Here is a 21,136-nt window from a genome sequence, read left to right as displayed (position 1 = left end):
TTTTGTTGTCCGCGGTTAAAGAATGTCCGAACTTTAGTGTACTAAAATAAATGATATTATGGTTTGTTTCGGAGTTGATTTGTATCGATTTTCATTAATTTGTAATGATTGTTTTAGAAAAGTTGTATATAAAAAAGAAAAAGGAGATGAACAGATTGTTCTAACTCCTTCTATATCTGAAAGTAATATTAAGTTCTTGAAAATTAGCTCTTTGTTTCCCCCAGACGCGTACTCTACCGGGCTGAGCTACATCCCGAATTGCGGGTGCAAATGTACGGCTTTATTTTAAAATAGCAAATATTTATAGTGCTTTTTTTATTGAATGAACCTATATTTTGCAGTTTCAAGGCTTTCGGTCAACGTGTCCTGCTCTCTTTTTACTTGTATGCCTGCTTCGCAAGGCAATGGCTTTGAGCGGGCAGGCATACTTTGAATGAAGTTATTGCAGGTTTAGGCTGTTTCTTACGGAAGTGATAGCCGGACTTTCGGGCGTTACGGATTTCCGGGTACAATAATCGAATTCCGCAGATTTTTCGCCGCTAAATGATTTCCACTTCAGTTTCAATTTAACGGTCTTGCCTTCTGTATCAGGCAGGGCATCCAACTTGAAAGCAACCAGTCCGTCCGCATACCTGCCGTAAATGTCGCCCTTGGCATTGTGGCGGAATTCTACTTCATACGGGTTTTCCGGATTCTCGCTCAGCAGCAGATTGACAAAGTGCTTTGTTTGATAGTCTCCTTGCTGAGTTCTAAAGCGAAGGGTCAGATAACCGTCTTCTGCGATGGTTACCCAATCGTTCACTATTTCCACCGGGTCGGTGCCGTATACGGTATCGTTCTCTTCACCCAAATCCGGGGCGATGGGTTTGGTAAGGATACTGTCTATCCAGTTTATATGTACAGCTTGGGTGTAGATATCGCTGGGCTCGTCCACTTCCTTGTAGTTTACTAAAGCGCGGACTTCCTTCTCGCCGTAGGGAGATTTCGTCATGTTGGTAGGCAGCAGAGTGGTCTTGTCATCCAATTGCAGAAAGACTGTCTGGTCTGCATCGGTCTTTACCGTTACCAGGGCATTGGGGAATCTCATGGCATAATTATCATCGTCGTCCAGGCACGATTGGAGGCTTAAGGAGCTGATGGTTGCAATAGCGATTAAAATTTTCTTGTTAAAGATTGACTTCATTTTCATAGTGTACTCTTTTAAATTAAACATTTGGAATAGGTCTTGCTTTTATAGAAATAGCATATTTGCGAAAACCCTGCATGCAGCATTGTTAATTAATGATAAGAGCCGGAGTAAGCTGGTGCGGAATATTATTCCCCGATACATGAAAGATATTTGTATATCAGGTGGAATATGATTACCTTTGCTGTATGAGATGCACATCTCGCGTGTGTTGAGATGTATGTCTCGAACTGCATGAGATGTGCATCTCGTGCATGTTGGGGAATAGCTGTCCGGCCGTATGGAAACTGGCTTTCTGTTTAGGGAAAGTAACCTTCGGGTGGGGTGTCAGCGGTCTGGTTGCAGTAAGAAACATTATGTTCATTGTGAAAAGAGTATGAGTATAGTCTATTTGGTTCGAAAGAAGGTTTTCCGCACGGCAGAAGGGGTGAAGCAACTCTATTATGCTGTGCAGCGTGTGTTACAGCGGCGTGGAGGTGTGACGGCAGAGCTGCTGGCGCAGCGTATGGCATCCAGAAAAGGGATGAGTTCGGGAGACGTGCAGAGTGTATTGATAGATTTGCCGAAGTTTATAGAGGAAGCGCTGATGGAGGGAGAGTCGGTGACCATTAAGGGGCTGGGTTCCTTCCATGTGGCGGTGACGAGTGACGGGTTTGAGCATCCCGACGATGTGATGCCGGGCAAGGTACGCTTATCCCGTGTCTATTTTCGTCCGGATAAGTCGCTGGTGGCGAGGCTGAACAGCGGGATGGATTTCTACCGTTATCCGCTTAGCCGATATTTCCCTCACGATATGTTGCGACCGGAAACGCTGCGAAAGGAGCGGGCCGAGGGAAAGACGGGAATTCCGGATGAAGACCCAGTTGGGATGGAAAATGATACGGAGGACTTTTCGGGGGAGGAGTGAGCGATGAATGTGGAAGAATTCAGAGAATACTGTCTCTCCTTGCCGGGAGTGAGCGAGAAGATGCCTTTTCCTAATGTGGCCGACAGATACAGCCGCGATGTGCTTTGCTTTTATGTGGGCGACAAGTGGTTCTGCTTTGTCAATATCGAAGTGTTCGACTTCTGCTGCATCAAGTGCCGCCCGGAGGAATCAACGGAGCTGCGGGCAAGGTACGAGGGGGTGAAGCCGGGGTGGCACATGAACAAGAAGTATTGGAACAGTGTGTATTTTAATCAGGATGTACCGGACAGCATTATCCGAGAACTGGTGGCACGCTCCTATCGGCTGGTTGTGGAGAGCCTGCCGAAGAGGGAGCGGGAGCGTTATACCCCCATGCACTCCCTATAAAAGTCGAACATTTCGAAGATAGTCTCCTTGTCTGCCGTCTGGTTGAGACAGATGTCACCCACTTCTTTCAATAGGGTGAAGTTGATGACTCCGGCGGTATTCTTCTTGTCATGCTTCATCAGTTCGTACAGCTGGTGGTACTGTTTGCAGTTGAAGGTGAAGCTGCCATAATTCTCTTTGACGAATTGGATGGTCTGGCGCATCTTGTCCTTCGGGAATCCGGTCTTTATATAAGAAAGGTAGAGTTCGCAGACCAGCCCCCATGCCACTGCATAGCCGTGCAGCACCGGACGCCTTTCGGCAAGGGCGAGGCTTTCGAAGGCGTGTCCTACGGTGTGCCCCAGGTTCAGGGCTTTGCGGATGCCATGTTCCTGCGGGTCTTCTTCTACGATGTGTTCCTTTACCTGCACGGAACGTCCTACCATGGACTTCAGTAAGGCATAATCTATCTTTTCCGTATCGAATGACAGCAGTTCTGCCAGATGTTCCGGGGTACTGATGAGGCCGTGCTTCAACATCTCCGCATAGCCGGAGAAGAAGTTATGGGCATCGAGGCTGCGCAGGAATTCGGTTTCCAGCAGCACGCAGGCGGCAGGAGCAAAAACACCGATTTCATTCTTCAGACCGTTGAAGTTGATGCCCGTCTTGCCTCCCACGGAAGCGTCGACCATGGCGAGTAGCGTAGTGGGAACGTTGATGTAGGCGATGCCCCGCTTGAAGGTGGAAGCGGCAAAACCGCCAAGGTCGGTCACCATGCCACCGCCCAGGTTGATGAGCAGGGAGTGGCGGCTGGCCCCTTTCTCACTCAGGGCTTGCCATACGGCAGCCAGCGTTTCCAGATTCTTGTGCACGTCTTCTGCCCCGATAATAATCTCTTCCGCTTCTTCCAGGGCGGGGATACCGTCCAGATGCGGGCGGCAGAGGCGGTGGGTATGCTCGTCGGTAAGGATGAAAAGCTTGTCATGGGGACACTTCTCTATGGCATGCGTCAGGCTGTTTGCCAGTCCTTCGCAAAGGATTACTTCTTGTTTACTCATCTTGTTAATTACAAATTACGAATTACCAATTACTGATGTTACGGATTATGAAGGAAAGGGAGCCTTCTTCATTATATTGTGGCACAAAGATAGCTCTTTTGGCAATAAAACGTTATCTTTGTCCCGTGAAATTCTATGGGTGGCAAGGTGTTTCCGTCATCTGCCTCCCGCTATTTGTAATTAGTAATTTGTAATTGATTGATAGAAATGAGAGCATTACTTCCCGTTTATTGCCGTCCGCTGGGTTATTTCATCATAGCTTTGGCGTTGTTCCTCCCTTTCATATTCCTATTGTGGGGAAAAGTGACAGATGCCAACTTGCTGTTCTATAAGGAATGCTCCAAACTCCTGATGATGATGGGGGCACTGATGATAATCTTTGCCTTGACAAAGAACGAGAATAAGGAGATAGAGCAGGTGCGCAACAAGGCCACGCGCAATGCCATCTTTCTGACCGTTCTTTTTATCTTCGGCGGTATGCTCTACCGGGTGGCGCAGGGTGACCTCCTTTCGGTCGATTCTTCTTCTTTTCTCATATTTCTTATATTGAATGTGCTTTGCTTGGAATTTGGTATAAAGAAAGCGACAGTTGATAGATTATTTAAGCGGAATGGTCGATAAACGGAGCAAATCGTCATGTGGGGCATTAAACCTTTTGCCCGGAAGTCTGTCAAATGAAACAGTGAATAAAAAGGCATTGTTCATTTAAAAGAATAGACACATGAAGAAGATTATCACGGGGATGGCGTTGCTGTTGACAACAACGCTGTCTGCATTCTCACAGACCAAAAACATTACGGTATCGGGCCGTGTCGTGGAGGACACCAAGGAGCCTGCGATACAAGCCACCGTGCAGTTGCTCACCTTGCCCGACAGCGCGCAGGCGGCGGGCACGGCCACCACGGCACAAGGCTATTTCACCCTTCCCAAAGTCAGCGCGGGCAAGTACGTGCTGAAAGTTTCCTACATCGGATTCAAGAACCAATATCTGCCCATGCATCTCTATGCCACGACGGCTACCAAGAACGTGGGCACCCTGACGCTGGAGACAGACGCCGTGATGCTGGCCGAGGCTGTGGTCACGGCCGAAGTGCCGCAGGTGCAGGTGGTGGAAGACACGCTGGTCTATAACTCCTCTGCCTATCGCACCCCCGATGGAGCCATGCTCGAAGAGCTGGTGAAGAAACTACCGGGTGCTGAGATTGACGATGAAGGTAATGTGAAAATAAACGGCAAGGACTTGAAAAAGATTATGGTTGACGGCAAGGAGTTCTTTGGCGGAGACGTAAAGACCGGTTTAAAGAACCTGCCGGTGGACATGGTTGATAAACTAAAAACCTATGATAAGAAGTCCGACCTTGCCCGCATCACCGGTATTGACGACGGTGAGGAGGAAACCGTGCTCGACCTGACTGTAAAGAAGGGCATGAACCAAGGTTGGTTTGGTAATGCCGACGTGGCCGGAGGTACGGAAGACCGCTACATGGGCCGCTTCATGCTGAACCGCTTCGTGGACAAGACACAAGTCTCGCTTGTCGGCTCTGCCAATAACGTGAACGACCAGGGCTTCTCCGGCGGTGGCGGCGGTCCGCGCTGGCGCAGAAACAACGGACTTACAGCGACGAAGATGTTGGGTGTGAACTTCGCCACCCAGACGAACAAGCTGGAACTGGGCGGTAGTGCACGCTACAACTATCAGGATGGAGATATCGCAAGCATCGGTTCTACCGAGGACTTCCTGCCCAACGGCAATTCCTACTCCAACTCGAACAGCAGGCAACGTAACAAAGCCAAGAATTTCAATGCCGATTTCCGCCTGGAGTGGAAGCCGGACTCGATGACGAACATCATCTTCCGTCCTAACTTTTCATACGGTAAAACGGACAATCTTTCTGGTTCGGAGAGCGGTACGTTCGATTCCGACCCTTACAGTCTGGTGACCGACCCCAATAACTGGCTCAATCTGGAGAAGATTCTCAATCCTGATGATGACCCGTTGAGAAGTATCCGTATAAACGCCATCAACAGCGGTTCGCTGAGTGACAACAAGAGTGTGTCTACGGATGCAACCTTGCAGTTGAACAGAAAGCTGAATGACAAAGGGCGCAATGTCACGTTCCGTGGCAGGTTCGGTTATACCAATAATGACAACAACCAGTATACGGAGTCGGAAACACACTACTTCAAGCTGCTGAACTACCTGCAGACGGGAGATTCCGTACTGATTCGTAACCAATACATCGCTACCCCGACCAAGAACTACAATTACAGTGCACAGCTGACTTACAGCGAACCGATAGCCCGTGCCACTTTCCTGCAATTCAGCTATCAGTTCCAGTACAAGTATAGCGAGAGCGACAAGACAACGTACGATTTGCAGGGCTTTCCGGATTGGGGATTGTCAACCCAGCTTCCTGTGGGGTATGAAGAGCATGCGGTGGACAGTCTGGGCAAATATGCGGAATACCGCTACTACAACCACGATGCATCCGTGTCCTTGCGCTTTATCCGCGAGAAGTACCAGCTGAGCGCAGGTATGTCGTTCCAGCCACAGCATTCTGTGTTGTCCTATAAACGCGGCAACTATATGATTGATACCACTCGCAATGTGTTCAACTTCGCTCCGAACCTGGACTTGCGCATCCGTTTCTCCAAGGTGAGCCAGCTGCGTATGACATACCGCGGGCGTAGCAGCCAACCGAGTATGGAGAATCTGTTGCCGATTGTGGACAACTCCAATCCGCAGAATGTACGTATCGGTAATCCGGGCTTGAAGCCTTCCTTTACGCACAACATGCGATTCTTCTATAATACGTATAATGCCGAAAAGCAGCGTGGTATTATGTCGCACGTCAACTTCTCGGCAACGCAGAATAGCATCAGCAATAGCCGTGTGTACAATTCGGAGACTGGTGGATGGACTACAACTCCGAAGAATATCAACGGTAATTGGAATGCGTTCGGCATGTTTGGCTTCAATACGGCACTGCCCAATAAGAAGTATACCATCAACTCCTTCTCCAATGCCAACTATCAGAACAATGTGGCTTATCTGACGTCCGGTAAGGGAGCAGATGCCGTGGAACGGAAGAATACAACCACCAACTTGACGCTGGGCGAACGTCTGAATGCCGCCTATCGTAATGACTGGTTTGAATTCGGCTTGAACGGAAGCATCTCCTATTCAATAGAGAAGGATAAACTGACGCCTGACAATAATCAGGAGCCCTATACCTTCTCCTACGGTGCCAATACGCAGATTTCCATGCCGTGGAACATGACGCTCTCTACCAACATTGCCAACCAGAGCCGTCGAGGATATACGGACAGCAGTATGAACCGTAACGAGCTTATCTGGAATGCACAGTTGTCGCAGACTTTCCTAAAAGGGAATGCCACCGTCAGCTTCGAAATGTACGACATTCTGAAGAAGCAGAGTAACATCAGCCGTTCGCTGACTGCAAGCGGCCGCTCGGTGTACGAATATAACGGCGTGAACAGCTATTGCATGCTTCACTTCATCTATCGTCTGAATATTTTCGGCAGCAAGGCCGCCCGCGATAAGATGCAGGGCAGACGCGGCTTCGGCGGTCCGGGCTTCGGTCCGGGTCATGGTCCTGGCGGTTTCGGAGGACGCAGGCCGTTCTAAAGCGGGGGATCAACCCCCTAATCAGCTTGTCATTCTGATACACTCTCAATTCTGTGGCAGGTTTCTTTTTGATTATTTTTCAGACGCGGATGACGCAGATAAGAATATTAAAAATCTGCGTCATCTGCGTCATCCGCGTCATCCGCGTCAAAGCGATAGCAAGTATAAGTTTTCAGACAAGTTGGGGGAAGAGGGACTTTTATGTTAATCTCTGTAATCTCCGGTGAAAGTTTCTGTGTTTTTCCTACATTTGTTTCACACTTAATTGTCTGTGAACATGCTTGATTGGAACTTCATTGCCAGCCAGATTGCTACGATAGCCTTCGACATTGTTTATTTCGGTGCCATCATCGGAACGATTGTCATCATTATCCTCGACAACCGCAATCCGGTGAAAACCATGGCATGGATACTGATACTGATGTTCCTTCCCATCGTGGGACTGGTGTTTTACTTCTTCTTCGGGCGTAGTCAGCGCCGTGTGCGCATGATAGGGAAGAAGAGTTACAGCCGCTTGTTGAAGAAACCTATGGCGGAATATCTGGCGCAGGACTCATGTGCGCTTCCCATCAATTACAGTCGTCTCATATCCTTGTTCCGTAATACCAACCAGGCTTTCCCCTTCGATGGAAACCGGGTGGAAGCCTATACCCTGGGGCTCTCCATGCTGCAATCCCTGCTGCGCGAACTGGGGAAAGCAACGAAGCATATCCACATGGAATTCTATATCTTTGAGGACGATGCTATTGGGCGCTTGGTGCGTGATGTCCTGATGGAAAAGGCGCGTGCCGGGGTAGAGGTACGTGTGATTTATGATGATGTGGGTTGCTGGCATGTTCCCAACCGTTTTTTTGAAGAGATGCGCGAGGCCGGTATTGAGGTACGCAGTTTTCTGAAGGTACGTTTTCCGCTTTTCACCAGTAAGGTGAACTATCGTAATCATCGGAAAATAGTTGTCATTGACGGGCATATCGGCTTTGTGGGGGGGATGAATCTTGCCGAACGCTATATGCGCGGATTCTCATGGGGCATCTGGCGGGACACACATCTGCTGCTGGAGGGCAAGGCTGTTCACGGATTGCAGACCGCCTTCCTACTCGATTGGTACTTTGTGGACCGTACACTGATTACGTCTACCCGCTATTTCCCGAAAATAGAAAACTGCGGTACTTCCTTGGCGCAGATTGTAACGAGTGAGCCCGTAGGCCCATGGAAAGACATTATGCAGGGACTCGTCATATCCATTTCCAGCGCAAAGAAATATTTCTATATCCAGACTCCCTACTTCCTGCCCACCGAAGCCGTACTTGTTGCCATGCAGACAGCCGCCTTGTCAGGTGTCGATGTGCGTCTGATGTTGCCCATGCGTGCTGATAACCGCTTGACGCATCTGGGTTCCTGCTCTTATCTGGCAGATGTGCTCTATTCGGGAGTCAAGGTCTATTTCTATAAGAAAGGCTTCTTGCACTCCAAACTGATGGTTTCGGATGATGAGTTGTCCACGGTAGGCTCTACGAATGTGGATTTCCGCAGTTTTGAACATAACTTTGAGGTGAATGCCTTCATCTATGACACAGAAACAGCGCTTCAGATGCGCGAAATCTTCCTTCAAGACCAGCGCGACTGCGTACAAGTATTCCTGAAGAACTGGGTGAAGCGCCCCTGGTATCGTAAGGCTGCAGAGAGTGTGGTGCGGCTGATGGCGCCGCTGTTATAATGAAGAATGATGAATGAAGAATTTCTTGAAGTGTATTCATATCGTACCATTCTTCATTCATCATTTAAATATCGTGAAGTTCACGCTCCCGTATACCCTTCTCTCCACAAAGTGCGGATGTTCCTCGAAACTGTTTTTCTTCCCGTGTTCCAAGACGAAGAGTCCGTCTTCTTTCAGCAAGTTGTTCTCGAAGATGAGATCGGGCAAGGTTTCCAGCCCGGCAAGCTCGTAGGGAGGGTCAGCAAAGATAAAGTCGAACTGCTCGCGTCCGCTTTTGAGGTATTTGAATACGTCACCGCGTATGGGTAGGCACTTGTCCGTCTTTAATTCCTGCATAATTTTGCAGATGAAGGCATAGTGGTCGCGGTCTTTTTCCACGCTGATTACTTGGTCGCAGCCTCTGGACACAAGCTCGATGCTGATGCTGCCCGTACCGGCAAATAGGTCGAGGGCACGGATGCCGTCCTCAAAGTCCATGTAGTTGGAGAGCACATTGAACAGATTCTCTTTGGCAAAGTCTGTGGTGGGGCGTGCCTTGAAGGAGTGGGGCACGTCGAAACGTCTTCTTTTGTATATTCCGCTGATTACTCGCATAGGGTTATGGCTTGCAGGTCAAGATTAGTGGCGGGATTCATGATGAATACCTGCCGGATGAATTTTCGCAGTTCGGGCAGTAACAGTTCTTTGTCGTTTAGGTCACCGGTCAGGTGCAGCTCATCGCGTTCCTGCTCGAAGCCGAGTTGTTTCCATATATATAATAGGTAGTAGACACGGTCGGGTGTGCTTCTGCATTCAAAGGAATTGGCAAGAAGGAGGCGTCCGCGCTCGTAGCCGTATACGTCTACGGCATCTTTTCGCAAGTGTGCATACATCTTCCGGTTGTTGCCCAAGCGGCTCTTTGAGGAGAAGAACTCAATGAAGGGGCTGGCTTGGGAATAGAACTTGACATCGGGATACTGTTCGCGAAGGAAGGAGCAGGCACTCTTATCCATGCCGAACAGTACGACAGTGCTGTTCTTATGCAGTATGTTGTATTGTACGGTTTCGTTTTCCCGTTTAGGATGGTTGTGATAGAAAATGATTTCCGTTTGTTCGTCCTCGAAGAACTCCAGGGGAATGAACGTGAAGCGTTTGTCTGCCATGAGCACATTGACACGGCGGAAGGGGCGTTCCAGCCATGCCAGTTCGCGGAAGGTCTGTTTCAGATTGGCTGTGAGGGAGAAGGACTCGTCCACTGCACGGTCGTAGTAAGAGAACTCGCCGTCGCCCAAAGGGTTGAACACAGAAAAAGAAAATCCATCCGTACTGAGACGGATGGATAATGTATACTGTTCCGATTTATTAAAATCAGTCGTTTCTATCATACGTTTGTCGGGGTGAGATTATTCCCAGTTACCGGCGTTGTTGTTAGCTGTTTCCAAGCTACCAATCATCAGACCGCAGTACTTGCCAAGTTTGGTTTGTACGTCCTTGATGTTGGCAATTTCTTGTGCATCCAGACCGTTCAAATAAACTTCGTACGGAGTCTTCACTTCGAGCAGACAGAAAGGAGCACCGGATTTAGCTGTATCGTTCTTGATGGCCATTTCGAACTGTGCACCGTTTCCGAAGGGAACATATCTCATAGAATCGGGGTTGAAGCCTTTCGGGAAGATAGTATCCAATACGGCTACCCACATAGTGTCACGCTTGAAGTTTTCCAATCCCCATTTCTTGACGTCAGCATAGTTACCTGTCTTCTTTGCCTTATTGATGATGTTGATGGCTTTCTTTTCAGTCAGACCGTCTTCCAGCTGCTTATCGTTCAGTTCTCCTTGCTTGAAGATGAACGGAAGTTTCTGGTTTTTAACAAAGTCAATCAGAGAGTCGAAGCTTGCAGTATATTGCTGGTCATGTAAAGTACGATATTCCAATTGTGCTTTACGGATGTCAATCAGACGTGCAATGACGGCTGCGTCTCTGTGCTTCTTTGCTTTTTCAAAGTTGATAGGACCCATAATGCTGGTGTAACAAATATAAATTAGCACCAAAGCACATAAGCCTAAAATGACATTAAATACTGTTTTCATGATAAATATGTTTTTTAGTTGTTATATTCGCACCGCAAAAATAAAAGAAATTAATTTAAAAACGATAGTTCCCTTTACTTTTTTCTGTTACAAAAATGATAAATAACTATTTAGAAAGGCAAATTAAGGAAAATTTTCCTTACCAACCAACTCCTGAGCAAGAAATTGCTGTAAAATCTTTATCGGAGTTCCTTCTATCACCTCGTAGCGAGGTGGTTTTTATGCTTCGTGGTTATGCGGGGACGGGTAAAACATCGTTGGTCGGTGCCTTGGTGCGGACGTTGGATAAGCTGCAACAGAAGTCGGTATTGCTGGCACCGACCGGGCGGGCGGCAAAAGTTTTTTCATCGTATGCGGGGCATCCGGCGTTTACAATTCATAAAAAAATCTATAGACAGCAATCTTTCTCCAACGAGCTGAGCAATTTTTCTGTGAACGATAATTTGACAACTCACACTCTCTATATAGTGGATGAGGCCTCGATGATTTCCAATGAGGGACTGTCCGGTTCCATGTTTGGCACGGGCAGGTTGCTGGACGACCTGGTGCAGTTTGTCTATTCCGGCCAGGGATGCCGTTTGCTGCTGATGGGCGATACGGCACAGCTGCCGCCAGTGGGGGAGGAGCAGAGTCCTGCCCTCTTTGCCGATGCCTTGAAAGGCTACGGGCTGGAAGTGGTGGAGGTGGACTTGACGCAGGTGGTGCGTCAGGAGCAACAGTCGGGCATTTTGTGGAATGCCACCCGCCTGAGGCAGTTGATAGCGGAAGACGATTGCTACAGCCTGCCGAAGATAAAGGTTTCGGGGTTTGCCGACATTAAAGTTCTGCCCGGAAATGAGCTGATAGAAACGCTGAGCTCTTGCTACGACCATGACGGGCTGGATGAAACTATCGTGGTGTGCCGCTCCAACAAGAGGGCGAACATCTACAACAAAGGCATCCGTGCGCAGATTCTCTGGCGTGAGGATGAATTAAACACCGGTGATTTGTTGATGGTGGCGAAAAATAACTACTTCTGGACGGAAAAGGAGAAAGAGATGGATTTCATTGCCAACGGTGAGACTGCCGTGGTGCGCCGCGTGCGCCGTACGCGAGAGCTGTATGGCTTCCGCTTTGCAGACGTGACGCTGGTCTTTCCCGACTATAACGACTTTGAACTGGAAGTGAACATGCTGCTCGATACGCTGCATACCGACTCGCCTGCGCTGCCCAAGGCAGAGAACGACCGGCTTTTCTACTCCGTCCTCGAAGATTATGCCGACATCACCGTGAAGCGCGAGCGGATGAAGAAGATGAAGGCAGACCCGTACTACAACGCCTTGCAAGTGAAGTATGCCTATGCCGTGACTTGCCACAAGGCGCAGGGCGGGCAATGGAAGAATGTATTCCTCGACCAGGGCTATATGACGGACGAGTATTTGACGCCCGATTACTTCCGTTGGCTCTACACGGCCTTTACCCGTGCCACGGGAACGCTCTACCTGGTGAACTATCCGAAAGAACAAATAGTTTGAAAAAGAGAGGGATAACGATGCAGTATTCCGGTATTTTGTGTATTTTTGTAGGTAGAACAACGATAACTGAACAATATTATGAAGAAGCTATACTCTCTCTTTGCCTTGATAGCGCTGCTGTTCGCCACTTCCGGTTGCGAGGACGATTACCGGAGCATGGTACTTTTCGAAGGCGTGGAGCCTATTTATCAGATTGGGACATGTGACAATCTGGTGTCTTTCCTTTCATTCTATCTTTCGGAAACAGAAGGGGAAACGGTGCTGGGTATCGACGGCGGCGACGGTTCCTATCGTGTAATCAATGAACATGAGTCGGTGGCTTCCGTGACTTTTACCGATGATGTCAACGGTTATCAGCGTATCAAGATTCATCCGTTGGCAGAGGGGGAGACGATTGTGAAGGTGATGGATGGTTCCGGTGAGAGCACCCAGCTGCGCATTACGGTGAGAAGCCGCCGGCAATATACAATGACAAAGATGGGCTTTGAGTATGGAATCAGCGACGGTGCGCCTACGGAACTGCTGGGCGAGGTGTCTGAGGAGCTTTCCAACCGTCCCTGGTTGGAGAATACCGGATATTATGTATTGGTGCCGGATAAGGAATGCTCCAATTTTTTGGAGAAAGGTGTATTGGAAATCTACCGGACGGGGAAAGAGGACAAGCCTCTTGTGGGACGTTATGACACGGTTCCGGTGGAAGATGAGGACGGAGATACATACGCATTGTGGCAGTTTACCTGTAATGGAGAGCAGAGGCTCTTTACACGGACTGTCACGGGGAATGAAGGTAGCAGTGTGGTTAAATGTGTACTTGCAGAAAATGTGACGCCTTTCTGCTCTTCCGGTTTGTTGCCCGAGGGGGTACTGGTTATTTACCGCGAGAAGTTTACGGTTCGGATGGAGTGATGGCGTTTTAGTGTAAATCTTGTCAAGAGCAGATTTACGAAAGATTAACGGACGGGAGGCTTAGGCTTCCCGTTTTTGTTTCTGTTGCGCATCATCTGTTTGTTCTGTATGCATCATTCGTTTGCTTCGAATGCATTGTCTGTTTGTTCTGGACTAATCATCCGTTCCCTCCACTTCACTGTCCCAAACCTTAGGGCTTTTCACGGAAACCCCAGGGCTTTGGAGGGTAAATGCCAGCCATTTCACTTGCTAAGGTGTGGCATTTAGGATGGTAAGGTGTGGAGTTTGGGGAGCCGGCATGTGGCATTTCAAATGGAATGCCGTGGAGGGTAAAAAGAAAAGGAGAAGCAATGCTTCTCCTTTTCCGGTAGTTTAAATTTGAAATATCTAAAAAATGACATTACAAAGTTACTACAAAAAAGTGAAATGCGGAAAGATATAGTGATAGAATTGAGTTACAGGGGTTTCAGTTGTACTTCCGATTATTCGTGAAGCCATCGCAATCACCGCTGAAGCCAAATCAGGACGCCGCTACGTTACTTGTCCGTAACCATACCCAAAAGGGCGACAAACGGACACGGATGGCGAAACAAGACGTTAAGGATTAGTGAGTTACTGACAACCCACGCAACAAATCCGGTTACGGAAAAAGATTGCGCCGTTCCTCCCCGTTTTGCGTACCGACACCGGACTCTTCACCAACTAATTTTGAACCTAAAAAAATTAAGGACGATGAAGAGTACATTTTCAGTAATCTACTACCTCAAGCGTCAGGTAGTGAAAAAGGACGGGACAGTACCCGTCATGGGACGCATCACGGTGGACGGCAGCCAGACGCAGTTCAGCTGCAAGCTGACCGTCGATCCCAAGCTGTGGGACACCAAAGGGGGACGTGTCACGGGCAGAAGCTCGGCGGCACTCGAAACGAACCGCATGCTCGACAAGATGCGTGTGCGTATCAACAAACACTATCAGGAAATCATGGAGCGTGACAACTTTGTCACGGCGGAGAAGGTCAAGAACGCCTTTCTCGGACTGGAACACCGCTACCACACGCTGATGCAGGTGTTCCGCCAGCACAACGAGGACTACGAGAAACAGGTGGAGGCCGGCATGAAAGCCAAAGGCACGCTCTTGAAGTACAGGACCGTTTACAAGCACCTGCAAGAGTTCCTCACCATCCGCTACCGCGTGAAGGATATTGCACTGAAAGAGCTTACGCCCGCCTTCATCTCCGACTTTGAGATGTTCCTGCGCACGGACAAGCACTGCTGCACCAATACCGTGTGGCTGTATGTCTGCCCCTTGCGGACGATGGTGTTCATCGCCATCAACAACGAGTGGCTCACACGCGACCCGTTCCGGGAGTACGAAATCAAGAAGGAGGAAACCACACGCAGTTTCCTGACGAAAGAGGAAATCCGGCTGCTGATGGAGGGCAGGCTGAAAAACGCCAAGCAGGAGCTTTACCGCGACCTCTACCTGTTCTGCGCCTTCACGGGCTTGTCGTTCGCCGACATGCGCAACCTGACGGAAGAGAACATCCATACCTACTTCGACGAACACGAGTGGATAAACATCAACCGCCAGAAGACGGGCGTGGTGTCCAATATCCGCCTGCTCGACATCGCAAAGCGCATCATCGACAAATACCGGGGACTGTGCGGGAACGGCAGGATTTTCCCCGTTCCCCACTACAACACGTGCCTTGCCGGAATCCGTTCCGTTGCCAAGCGTTGCGGCATCACCAAGCATATCACGTGGCATCAGAGCCGCCACACGGCAGCTACGACGGTGTTCCTCTCCAACGGCGTACCCATTGAAACGGTGAGTTCCATGCTGGGACACAAGAGCATAAAAACGACGCAGATATACGCAAAAATCACCAAAGAGAAGCTCAACCAAGACATGGAGAACCTTGCCGCAAGGTTGAACGGCATCGAGGAATTTGCAGGTTGCACCATCTAAAAACAGAGAAGCCATGACACGAGGAACCATCATCATAGAGGACAACAGGGTCAGCGTAACCGGTAACGGGGTATGGATGACCGCCACAGAAATCGCCGGGCTGTTCCACACGGGCGTCCCGGCAGTGAACGCCGCCATCAGAGCCGTCCGCAAGCCGGACGTGCTGAACGACTACGAGGTGTGCCGCTACATGCGGCTTGAAAACGGGCTGCACGCGGATGTTTACTCGCTTGAAATCATCATCCCCGTCGCCTTCCGGCTGAACACCTACCATGCGCACGTGTTCCGCACGTGGCTGGTAGGCAAGGCACTCACGAAGGAAAAGCGGCAGGCATACGTGATGTTCATACAGAACGGAAAAGCCGGGTATTGCTAAACACACATACATATAATTATAAAGGAAACGGACAGCCCGTATGGAGTTGCCCGTTCCCTTTTTTCATGCAGCCGCCTTATTCCATCGGCTTGCTGTAGTTCGCCTCCAGCAGCTCACGCAACCCCGATTCGGGGTAAAGCACCTTTCCTCCCAAAAGGATAAAGGGCAGCACCCTGTTGTTGCGGTACTCCTGCAAGGTGCGGCGGCTGACACGGAGCAGTTCCGCCACCTCCCTGTCCGTCAGGTAACGCTCCCCATCCAGCGGCGGACGGTAACTTTCCAGAAAGGCGGAAAGCCATTTCGAGCCTTTGCGCATGTTCTGCACGACGGAGGCAAGCGGCTCGTCCTCCATCGTAAACACTTCATTGTTCTCGTTCATCATCATTTCGGATTCAGTGGGTTGTGAATAATAAAAAATCAAATCATTTTCCGCCGGGATAGAGCGTGCCGACAAGCGGAATGAGCCTTTTGACCTCCTCCGGCTTGTAATAGAACCTGCGGTTAATCTGCGAGTAGCCGATAAGCCGCCTGTCACGCAAGGTCTGCAACGTGCGCGGGCTGATCCTCAACTGCCCACAGACCTCCTCGCCCGTGAGCCACCTTTCCATCCGCCCGCCGTCGCTCCTGCGCCTCAGGGCGGCTACCTTCTCCGCGAGGGCGTTGAAGGACGCCACCATCATCTCGAAGGTCTTTTTCTCGATAGATACTATTTCCATAAGCAAAACATTTCAGAGTTTGCCGCAAAGGTAACGAAGCCGCCTTGCACACGTGCCGTTTCCCGCTAAAAGGCAGCTTGTTGCGCCGTCTGTCCGGTTTACGGAGCCATTATCCGTAAAAATCTTACGTGAGCCACGTAGTGAGCTGTTAAAGCCCCTTTGGTTTATTGCCGAATTTTGCCGCAGAAACCAAAAGAAAGGACTGAATATGAAAGTGATAACGATGGAAAGTTCCGCCTTCACCGCATTGACGGAACAGATAGCCGAGATAGCGGCACACGTGCGTGCCGTTTCCGGCGGGAGAAAGGAAGAAGCTCCCGACAGGCTGCTCACCACCCGCGAGGCGGCGCACCTGCTGAACGTGAGTTGCCGCACCCTCCAGCGCATGCGCAGCGAACAGCGCATCGCCTATGTCGTGCTGCGCGGCAAGTGCCGCTATCGGCAGTCGGAAATCGACCGCCTGCTCGAAGACAGCACCGTCACGGGAGATGCCGCGACACCGGAACAGATGAAACGCAACCACACGCTGCGCACGGGCGGCAGACCCAAAGGAAGGAGGACGTAGGACATGGAACTGCTTACCCGCAACAATTTCGAGAACTGGATGCAGAAGGTGATGGAACGGCTCGACCGTCAGGACGAGATGCTGCTATCCATGCAGCCGTCCGGCAAAGCCCCGAACCCGATGGAAGGGATCAGGCTTTTCGACAACCAAGACCTGTGCATGCTGCTCCAGATCAGCAAGCGCACCCTGCAACGCTACCGCAGCATCGGCGCATTGCCCTACAAGACGCTCGGCAAAAAGACCTATTACAGCGAGGCGGACGTGCTGACGTTCCTCTCCGAACATGTAAAGGATTTCCGCAAGGAAGACATAGCCTTCTACAAGGCTCGTATCCATAATTTCTTTCAAAAATAACCATTAAAACATTTTTCAGATGGCAAAGAAAAAAGACGAAAAGGACGTGCTGGTTGTCCGTGACGAGAAGACGGGCGAAATCAGCGTGGTAGCCGGGCTGAACGCCGACGGCTTCCCCAAGCGCATCCCCGCGAAAGCGGAGAACTCGCAGAGTTTCCTGCAATTCGACCGGCACGGCGACGTGCTGGACAACTTCTTCAAGAACTTCTTCCGGCAGTGCAAGGAACCCAGCCGCTTCGGTTTCTACCGTGTCGCGGCGGATCAAGCCGACAAACTGCTGGAGGTTATCAAGGACTTGCTGAAAGACCCCGACGGCAACAAGGAACTGCTTGCGCCCCACAAGGTGGACACCTCCGGCTACGAAAAGAAAGTACAGGAGGAGCAGTCCGCCGAAAAGCAGGAACAACCGGAACAGAAACAAGATGACGAACCTAAAAAACAGGAAGAACTGGAACAGAAAAACGAACAGAATCAGGAAAGCCCGCAGCAGACGCAGGGCAACCGGGGCTACCGGCCCATCGACGAGAGCAAGATCAACTGGCAGGAGTTGGAGGAGAAATGGGGCGTGAAGCGCGACGACCTTGAAAAGTCGGGCGACCTTGACAGGATGCTCAACTACGGCAAGTCCGACTTGGTGAGGGTGTCGCCCAATTTCGGCGGAGAGGCTTTCGAGCTGGACGCCCGCCTCTCCTTCAAGAAGGACGGCGAGGGCAATGTCAGCCTTGTGCCGCACTTCATCCGCAAGGAGCAGAAGCTCGACGAGTACAAGGAACACAAGTTCTCCGACGAAGACCGTAAGAACCTGCGCGAAACGGGCAACCTCGGCAGGGTCGTGGACCTCGTGGACAGGGAAACGGGCGAGATCATCCCCTCGTTCGTCAGCATCGACCGCAAGACGAACGAAATCACGGATGTCCCGGCCAGCAAGGTGCGCATACCGGAGCGCATCGGCAAGACGGAAATCACCAAGCAGGAGCAGGGCATGCTGCGTGCCGGGCTACCCGTGCGCGACAAGCTCATCGAGCGCAAGGACGGCAGGAAGTTCGTCACCACCCTGCAAGTGAATGTGGAACAGCGCGGCGTGGAGTTCGTGCCGGGAACCGGCAGGTCGCCCCGTACCGCCCAAACGCAGGAAACGAAGAACAACCCCGCACAAGGACAGGCGCAGGGTACGGAGAATGCCGGGGGCACGAACAAGGAGCAACGCCGCAACACGTGGACGAACGCCGACGGCAGCATCCGCCCCATCAGCAAATGGAGCGGCGTGGACTTCACCGAACAGCAGAAAGCCGACTACGTGGCGGGCAAAGCCGTGAAACTGGAGAACGTGACCGACAAGCAGGGCTTCCACGCCACGATGTACATCAAGTTCAACCCGGAAAAGGGACGCCCGTACCGCTACGACACCAATCCAGACAACGCGCAGAAGGTCGCGTCTTCCAACGAGAGCCGCACGCAGGTGGCGGTGAACAGCGAGGGCAAGACCAACGAGGCTACCAAGAACCTGAAGGAGCCGTTGCGAAAGGGACAGACCGCCCCGAAGGACACCGCACAGCAACAGCAGCAGGAGAAGCCGCAGAAGAAAACGGGCAAGGGCATGAAGATGTAATCCAGTGTCCGCCACTAAATCCGAAGTAACATTTGTAAAATTCAAAACGACAGAAAAATATGAAGACAATCATTGCAGAAAAGCCGTCTGTGGCACGTGAGATCGCCCGCATCGTGGGCGCGACAAAGAGAGAGGAAGGATATTTCGAGGGAGGCGGCTACGCCGTGACATGGGCGTTCGGACACCTCGTGCAGCTTGCCATGCCCGACGGCTACGGCATACGCGGCTTCGTCCGTGACAACCTGCCCGTCATCCCCGACACCTTCACGCTCGTCCCCCGTCAGGTAAAGACGGAGAAGGGCTACAAGCCCGACAGCGGCGTGGTGACGCAGATCAAGACCGTAGCCCGACTATTCAAGGAAAGCGAACAGATTATCGTGGCGACCGATGCAGGACGCGAGGGTGAGCTTATCTTCCGCTACCTCTACCATTATACCGGATGCACCACCCCGTTCGTCCGCCTCTGGATAAGCTCGCTTACAGATAAGGCTATCCGCGAGGGACTGCGCAACCTCGAAGCGGGCGGCAAATACGACAACCTCTATCTTGCCGCCAAAGCAAGGAGCGAATCAGACTGGCTTGTGGGCATCAACGGCACGCAGGCACTTTCCATCGCCGCCGGACACGGCACATATTCCGTCGGACGGGTGCAGACACCTACATTGGCGATGGTGTGCGCACGCTATTGGGAGAACCGCCGCTTTAGCCCCGAAGCCTTCTGGCAGCTCCATATCGCGACGGACGGCTGCGATGAAGGAACGGTGAAGTTTTCATCTTCCGAAAAATGGAAAGAGAAAGAGCCCGCGACGGAACTGTATAATAAGGTGAAGTCGGCAGGCACAGCCACTGTCACGAAAGCCGAACGCAAGGAGAAGACGGAGGAAACACCGCTCCTGTACGACTTGACCACGCTCCAGAAGGAAGCCAACGCCAAGCACGGCTTCACGGCGGAACAGACGCTTGAAATCGCGCAGAAGCTCTACGAGAAGAAGCTCATCACCTATCCGAGAACCGGAAGCCGCTACATTCCCGAAGACGTGTTCGCCGAAATCCCCAAGCTGCTCGCCTTCATCGGGGCTTTGCCCGAATGGAAAGGCAAGGTGCAGCCGAAAGCCGTACCGACACGCAGAAGCGTGGACGGTAGCAAGGTGACAGACCACCACGCCCTGCTCGTCACGGGCGAGAAGCCGCTGTTCCTCTCCAAAGAGGACAGCACCGTCTATCAGATGGTTGCCGGACGCATGATCGAGGCGTTTTCCGAGAAATGCGTCAAGGATACCGCCACCGTCACGGCAGAGTGTGCCGGAGTGGAGTTCACGGTGAAAGGTAGCGTCATCAGGCAAGCCGGATGGCGTGCCGTCTATGGCGAGGAGGACAAGGAGGAAACCGCCATCCCCGGTTGGGAGGAAGGCGACACGCTGACGCTGAAAGGCTGCTCCATCACGGAAGGCAAGACCAAACCCAAGCCGCTGCATACCGAAGCGACATTGTTGTCCGCTATGGAAACGGCGGGCAAGGACATAGAGGACGACGCACTCCGTCAGGCGTTGAAGGACTGCGGCATCGGCACGCCCGCCACCCGTGCGGCGATTATCGAAACGCTCTTCAAGCGCGGATACATGGAACGCTGCAAGAAGTCGCTTGTGCCGACTGAAAAAGGGCTTGCCCTCTACTCGGTCGTGAAGACGATGCGCATCGCCGACGTAGCCATGACGGGCGAATGGGAGAAGAATCTGGCACGCATCGAGCGCGGGGAGCTGCCAGCCGACACCTTCCGCAGGGAGATAGAGGCGTACACACGCGAAATCACCTCCGAACTGCTCTCGTGCGACAAACTGTTCTCCCGCAGGGATTCCGGCTGCAAGTGTCCCAAGTGTGGGACGGGCAACATGCAGTTCTACGGCAAGGTGGTACGCTGCGACAACGCGGAGTGTGGGCTGCCCGTGTTCCGCCTAAAAGCGAACCGCACCCTTTCCGACGACGAGATCAAAGAACTGCTCACCGACGGGCATACGAAGCTGCTCAAAGGCTTCAAGAGCAAGCAGGGCAAGAGCTTCGACGCCATAGTCGCCTTTGACGGGGACTATAACACGACTTTCGTGTTCCCCGAAAGGAAAACGAGCAGGAAATTTTCAGGACGGAAGAAATAGTATTAACTTTGCCACTGGTTCAGAGT

The 21,136-nt window shown here is 51.3% G+C and carries 20 protein-coding genes; 13 read left to right on the top strand and 7 right to left on the bottom strand.

Translation table 11 applies throughout. The features are described 5' to 3' along the window. Positions 1–439 precede the first annotated feature (439 nt). The gene (locus DWZ67_RS15165) at positions 440–1,189 is read right to left on the bottom strand and encodes a NigD-like protein (protein ID WP_008665687.1); all 750 of its coding nucleotides are present in this window, start codon (positions 1,187–1,189) and stop codon (positions 440–442) included. A gap of 373 nt (positions 1,190–1,562) precedes the next feature. Between DWZ67_RS15165 and DWZ67_RS15160 the strand changes: the two genes are divergently transcribed. After that, positions 1,563–2,093, top strand: coding sequence for an HU family DNA-binding protein (locus tag DWZ67_RS15160; protein ID WP_008665685.1), 531 nt, complete (start codon positions 1,563–1,565; stop codon positions 2,091–2,093). Positions 2,094–2,096: 3 nt separating this feature from the next. Continuing rightward, the gene (locus DWZ67_RS15155) at positions 2,097–2,480 is read left to right on the top strand and encodes an MmcQ/YjbR family DNA-binding protein (RefSeq protein ID WP_005824086.1); all 384 of its coding nucleotides are present in this window, start codon (positions 2,097–2,099) and stop codon (positions 2,478–2,480) included. Here the strand turns inward: DWZ67_RS15155 and aroB are convergent. After that, positions 2,456–3,517: a 3-dehydroquinate synthase gene (gene aroB / locus DWZ67_RS15150; protein ID WP_057254328.1), complete on the bottom strand. Its 1,062-nt coding sequence runs from the start codon at positions 3,515–3,517 to the stop codon at positions 2,456–2,458. The two genes, DWZ67_RS15155 and aroB, sit on opposite strands and share 25 nt — an antisense overlap. Positions 3,518–3,724: 207 nt before the next feature. Between aroB and DWZ67_RS15145 the strand changes: the two genes are divergently transcribed. The 3 genes from DWZ67_RS15145 to cls all read left to right on the top strand — a co-directional run bounded on the left by DWZ67_RS15145 (position 3,725) and on the right by cls (position 8,883). Next, complete coding sequence (locus DWZ67_RS15145) at positions 3,725–4,138, top strand: hypothetical protein (protein ID WP_009037184.1); 414 nt, start codon at positions 3,725–3,727, stop codon at positions 4,136–4,138. Between the two features lie 100 nt (positions 4,139–4,238). After that, the gene (locus DWZ67_RS15140; protein WP_120139236.1) at positions 4,239–7,166 is read left to right on the top strand and encodes an outer membrane beta-barrel protein; all 2,928 of its coding nucleotides are present in this window, start codon (positions 4,239–4,241) and stop codon (positions 7,164–7,166) included. Positions 7,167–7,443: 277 nt separating this feature from the next. Further along, a complete protein-coding gene (gene cls, locus DWZ67_RS15135) occupies positions 7,444–8,883 on the top strand; it encodes a cardiolipin synthase (RefSeq protein ID WP_016274143.1) in 1,440 nt (479 codons plus the stop codon). 60 nt (positions 8,884–8,943) lie between these two features. On the opposite strand, the gene rsmD is transcribed toward cls, so the two are convergent. The 3 genes from rsmD to DWZ67_RS15120 are packed head-to-tail and all read right to left on the bottom strand — an operon-like array spanning position 8,944 to position 10,952. After that, complete coding sequence (gene rsmD / locus DWZ67_RS15130; RefSeq protein WP_005824070.1) at positions 8,944–9,477, bottom strand: 16S rRNA (guanine(966)-N(2))-methyltransferase RsmD; 534 nt, start codon at positions 9,475–9,477, stop codon at positions 8,944–8,946. After that, a complete protein-coding gene (locus tag DWZ67_RS15125; protein ID WP_120130060.1) occupies positions 9,468–10,247 on the bottom strand; it encodes a DUF3822 family protein in 780 nt (259 codons plus the stop codon). The genes rsmD and DWZ67_RS15125 overlap by 10 nt, the downstream gene beginning before the upstream one ends. Before the next feature lie 18 nt (positions 10,248–10,265). Then, complete coding sequence (locus DWZ67_RS15120; protein WP_005824067.1) at positions 10,266–10,952, bottom strand: hypothetical protein; 687 nt, start codon at positions 10,950–10,952, stop codon at positions 10,266–10,268. 95 nt (positions 10,953–11,047) lie between these two features. Here DWZ67_RS15120 and DWZ67_RS15115 point away from each other — a divergent pair, with 95 nt between their 5' ends. The 4 genes from DWZ67_RS15115 to DWZ67_RS15095 all read left to right on the top strand — a co-directional run bounded on the left by DWZ67_RS15115 (position 11,048) and on the right by DWZ67_RS15095 (position 15,716). Continuing rightward, positions 11,048–12,466, top strand: a complete 1,419-nt coding sequence (locus tag DWZ67_RS15115) for an ATP-dependent RecD-like DNA helicase (protein WP_120139235.1) — start codon at positions 11,048–11,050, stop codon at positions 12,464–12,466. Between the two features lie 78 nt (positions 12,467–12,544). Next, a complete protein-coding gene (locus DWZ67_RS15110; protein ID WP_016274140.1) occupies positions 12,545–13,372 on the top strand; it encodes a hypothetical protein in 828 nt (275 codons plus the stop codon). A gap of 732 nt (positions 13,373–14,104) precedes the next feature. Then, complete coding sequence (locus DWZ67_RS15100) at positions 14,105–15,340, top strand: site-specific integrase (protein ID WP_073342353.1); 1,236 nt, start codon at positions 14,105–14,107, stop codon at positions 15,338–15,340. A gap of 13 nt (positions 15,341–15,353) precedes the next feature. Next, positions 15,354–15,716, top strand: coding sequence for a RhuM protein (locus DWZ67_RS15095; RefSeq protein ID WP_073342355.1), 363 nt, complete (start codon positions 15,354–15,356; stop codon positions 15,714–15,716). 76 nt (positions 15,717–15,792) lie between these two features. On the opposite strand, the gene DWZ67_RS15090 is transcribed toward DWZ67_RS15095, so the two are convergent. After that, positions 15,793–16,098 (bottom strand): helix-turn-helix domain-containing protein, encoded by a 306-nt coding sequence (locus DWZ67_RS15090; RefSeq protein ID WP_073342752.1) that lies wholly within the window; start codon positions 16,096–16,098, stop codon positions 15,793–15,795. Positions 16,099–16,138: 40 nt separating this feature from the next. Continuing rightward, positions 16,139–16,432 (bottom strand): helix-turn-helix domain-containing protein, encoded by a 294-nt coding sequence (locus DWZ67_RS15085; protein WP_032535412.1) that lies wholly within the window; start codon positions 16,430–16,432, stop codon positions 16,139–16,141. Positions 16,433–16,640: 208 nt separating this feature from the next. Between DWZ67_RS15085 and DWZ67_RS15080 the strand changes: the two genes are divergently transcribed. The 4 genes from DWZ67_RS15080 to DWZ67_RS15065 are packed head-to-tail and all read left to right on the top strand — an operon-like array spanning position 16,641 to position 21,110. After that, positions 16,641–16,997 (top strand): helix-turn-helix domain-containing protein, encoded by a 357-nt coding sequence (locus DWZ67_RS15080; RefSeq protein WP_073342358.1) that lies wholly within the window; start codon positions 16,641–16,643, stop codon positions 16,995–16,997. A gap of 3 nt (positions 16,998–17,000) precedes the next feature. Beyond that, positions 17,001–17,351, top strand: a complete 351-nt coding sequence (locus tag DWZ67_RS15075) for a helix-turn-helix domain-containing protein (RefSeq protein WP_073342361.1) — start codon at positions 17,001–17,003, stop codon at positions 17,349–17,351. Between the two features lie 19 nt (positions 17,352–17,370). Beyond that, positions 17,371–18,960, top strand: a complete 1,590-nt coding sequence (locus DWZ67_RS15070; RefSeq protein ID WP_073342363.1) for a DUF4099 domain-containing protein — start codon at positions 17,371–17,373, stop codon at positions 18,958–18,960. Between the two features lie 59 nt (positions 18,961–19,019). Then, positions 19,020–21,110, top strand: coding sequence for a type IA DNA topoisomerase (locus DWZ67_RS15065; RefSeq protein ID WP_073342366.1), 2,091 nt, complete (start codon positions 19,020–19,022; stop codon positions 21,108–21,110). Positions 21,111–21,136 lie beyond the last annotated feature (26 nt).

This window comes from Bacteroides sp. AF34-31BH, from assembly GCF_003602795.1.
Classification (GTDB): domain Bacteria; phylum Bacteroidota; class Bacteroidia; order Bacteroidales; family Bacteroidaceae; genus Bacteroides; species Bacteroides uniformis.
This window is presented reverse-complemented; position numbering and strand designations above follow the sequence as displayed.